1 protein-coding gene is annotated in these 2,416 nt (G+C 21.6%); it reads left to right on the forward strand.

Going from position 1 to position 2,416, the window contains the following annotated elements:
• Window positions 1-336 precede the first annotated feature (336 nt).
• Complete coding sequence (locus tag H8923_RS16870) at window positions 337-1,602, forward strand: glycosyltransferase family 2 protein (RefSeq protein WP_153973168.1); 1,266 nt, start codon at window positions 337-339, stop codon at window positions 1,600-1,602.
• The last annotated feature ends 814 nt before the right edge of the window (window positions 1,603-2,416 follow it).

Below are 2,416 nucleotides of genomic sequence, written 5' to 3' on the forward strand. Positions count from 1 at the left end.
CCATAAATCATAATTGACACCTCTTAATTTTAATATATACTTATGTCACTTATTAATGACACCTCTTTATATATTGATTTTACTATACAAAATCACATGATGTCAATATTAAAATTATGGCACTATGTAAGTCAGATATCTTTATATACATTCTAAGAAACACTATTTTCTATAAAATTATTTAAAGATGTATAGAAAAAGCTACCATAAAATAAAAGTAACTATTTATCATAAGTTTATTTTGTAAATATATTAAAATTTACCATACTAGTATTTAATATTTATGATATTATTACAATTGTATAAATATTAAATAGGGGGAGAGTTTTAAATAAAATGATAAAAAATAATATAAATAATATAAATACAGTTGTATTTATATTATTTACAGCAATGTATATTTATCAATATTATTATATTATTGTAGTTTTATTGAAAAATAAAAATGTAAAATCTAAGGGTAAAAATATAATGAATAAGTTTGCAGTAATCGTTTCTGCAAGAAATGAATCTGATGTTATTGAAGAATTTATACATACAGTTGATTTACAAGATTATCCAAGTGATTTAATTGATGTATATGTTATAGCAGATAACTGTAGTGATGACACAGCACAAAAAGCAAGAATAGCTGGAGCACATGTTTATGAAAGGTTTGATAATAAAAAGGTTGGTAAAGGATATGCTTTAGATTTTTTATTTAAAATACTAAGAAGCAAAAAAACAAAATATGATGGGTATTTTATTTTTGATGCGGACAATTTACTATCTAGAAATTATATATCAGAGATGAATAAAGTATTTAATCGTAAATATAAAATAGTTACAAGTTATAGAAATTCTAAAAATTATGATAGTAATTGGATTTCAGCAGGGTACTCATTATGGTTTCTTAGAGAATCTAAATACTTAAATTATGCTCGAATGTTGTTAAATAACAGTTGTGCAGTATCAGGTACAGGTTTTTTAATATCATCAGAGATAATAGATAAAAATAATGGATGGAAATATCATCTTCTTACAGAAGATATAGAGTTTACTATTGATAGTATAATAAATGGAGAAAAAATAGGCTATTGTAATTCGGCTTGTTTTTATGATGAACAACCAACATCATTTAAAGATTCATGGAATCAAAGAATGAGATGGTCAAAAGGGTTTTATCAAGTATTCTTTAAATATGGATATAATTTATTTAAATCTATATTTAAAAATAAAGATTTTTCTTGTTATGATATGTTTATGACTATTTCTCCAATGATGCTTATATCAATTGTTATGATTTTATTTAATAGTAGTATATTTTTATATTCGTTAATATCTAATGATTTTCAAACAAGTAAATTAGCTATAGGATATGTACTTTCTTATTTTTTAAATACTTATCTTATGATGTACCTATTAGGTTTATTAACAACGATAACAGAATGGAATAGAATACAATGTAAAGGTTATAAAAAGATTTTTTATACATTTACATTCCCAATATTTATGTTTACATATATGCCAATATCTATATGCTCAATATTTAAAAAAGTTGAATGGAAACAAATTAAACATAATATTAATAAATCAATTGAAGATATGGAATTAATAGCTTAAAAATAATACTTATAAGAAGTTTAGTAAACTTAGCAAAAATTCTAATTATATAGTTAAAAAATTAAAAGAGTGTATATATTTAAATTGCTACATTTTAACATATACACTCTTTTAATTTTTTAACTATTTCCTAAATCTAAATTTTAAGGTTAGTCAGCTATATAAAATACAAAACTATTGATTTTAAGAGGTATCTCTTAAAATCAAAGCATAGAAAGTGTAAAACTAATGGATTAAAAAACGATAAACATAGAAGAACTTTCTTATATGTTTATCGTTTTTTAATAGATATGCATCCTCTAAGAGTGTTTCAATAAGGATGCATATCTATTTATAATATTTTCACATATTTTTTCTTTAATGATAACCATTTTACGAAATAATTAATAGGTAAAAATGTGATTAATAGGATTAAGGTATGAGTTAATGGATTCGTTTCCAATTGTAACGGAACAATTACAATTGTCTCTATAATTAATAAAATACAATTAACTATACTAAGTAAAAATTGTATTTTATAATATTTATCATTTTGAACTATAAGCTCCTTGTTCCATATAATATAAACAACTTTTTTTGATTTGTAACAAACAATATTATAAATAAAATAAATTATAAATATTATTATATAGCTTGATAAAATTATATTATATATAATAATATATCCCTCCCTTTTAAGTTTATATTTTTATTTAATTAAAATTATGTCACTATCTTTATCTTGTTAGAACTCGCCCTTTTACAAATTAGTCATTTAATATCAAATGTTCTTTCCCTCTGCCTTTATAATCTTCTCTTATGGTATTTATAAAAG

It is taken from the genome of Romboutsia faecis, from assembly GCF_014323405.1.
GTDB lineage: Bacteria > Bacillota > Clostridia > Peptostreptococcales > Peptostreptococcaceae > Romboutsia_E > Romboutsia_E faecis.

Coding starts and splice junctions, on each gene's coding strand:
- H8923_RS16870 (WP_153973168.1), top strand. CDS start 337: ATGATAAAAAATAATATAAATAATATAAATACAGTTGTATTTATATTA.